Source organism: Flavobacterium tistrianum, from assembly GCF_003254545.1.
Taxonomy (GTDB): domain Bacteria; phylum Bacteroidota; class Bacteroidia; order Flavobacteriales; family Flavobacteriaceae; genus Flavobacterium; species Flavobacterium tistrianum.
The window spans coordinates 1-1125 of sequence record NZ_QJRH01000035.1; the positions used below are offsets into that span (position 1 = coordinate 1).

The following is a 1125-nucleotide window of genomic DNA, read 5'->3' on the forward strand; positions in this document are numbered from 1 at the left end:
ACTTCAACAGTTTTCACTCAGGTAATCACTATTCAAGACACGACTGCTCCAACTTGGACAACTGCTGCTGGTTCTCTAAATGCAACCTTAGAGTGTAGTAATACAGCTGGACTAGCAGCTGCACAGGCATTGTTCCCAACTGCTTCTGACTTATGCGATAATGATGTATCTGATATTATTAAAGTAAGCGGTCAATTTGTAGCTTCTCAAGGATGCGGAAATGCTGGAACTTATACCAACACTTGGACTGTAAAAGATAACTGCGGAAACACTTCTGGTATTTTCACTCAGGTAATTACAATCCAAGATACTACTGCTCCAACTTGGACGACAGCACCAACAGCTTTAGATGTAACTTTAGAATGCAGTGATGCTTCTGGATTGGCAAATGCTCAAGCAATGTTCCCTGTAGCTTCTGACCTTTGCGATGCTGATGTTACCAATATCACTAAAGTCAGCGGGCAGTTTGTAGCTTCCCAAGGATGCGGAAATGCTGGAACTTATACCAACACTTGGACTGTAAAAGATGATTGTGGTAATACTTCAGCAACTTTTACTCAAGTAATTACTATTCAGGATACAACCGCGCCAACTTGGACTACTGTAGCTGGCACTTTAAATGTAACTTTAGAATGCAGCGATACAGTGGGACTTGCTGCTGCTCAAGCTCAATTCCCTATTGCTTCTGATCTTTGCGATACAAATGTATCCAACATCATTAAAGTTAGCGGACAGTTTGTAGCTTCTCAGGGCTGTGGAAATGCCGGAACATACACCAACACTTGGACTGTAAAAGACGATTGCGGCAATACTTCTGCACCTTTTAGCCAAGTAATTACAATTCAGGATACAACCGCTCCTACTTGGACAACTGCACCAACAGCTTTGAATGTTACTTTAGAATGTAGTGATACAAGTGGACTTGCTACTGCTCAAGCTCAATTCCCAACAGCTTCAGATTTATGCGATGCTGATGTTACCAACATCACTAAAGTAAGCGGACAATTTGTAGCAACTGAAGGATGCGGAAATGCAGGAACTTACACCAACACTTGGACCGTAAAAGATGACTGCGGAAATACTTCTGACACTTTCACTCAAGTAATCACAATTCAGGATACTACA

Annotated in this window: 1 protein-coding gene; it reads left to right on the plus strand. The window is 41.8% G+C overall.

Annotated features, from left to right (window positions below; translation table 11 throughout):
• The coding region (locus DMB71_RS00170; RefSeq protein ID WP_317048387.1) for an Ig-like domain-containing protein at positions 1-1125 on the plus strand (1125 nt) is incomplete at both ends.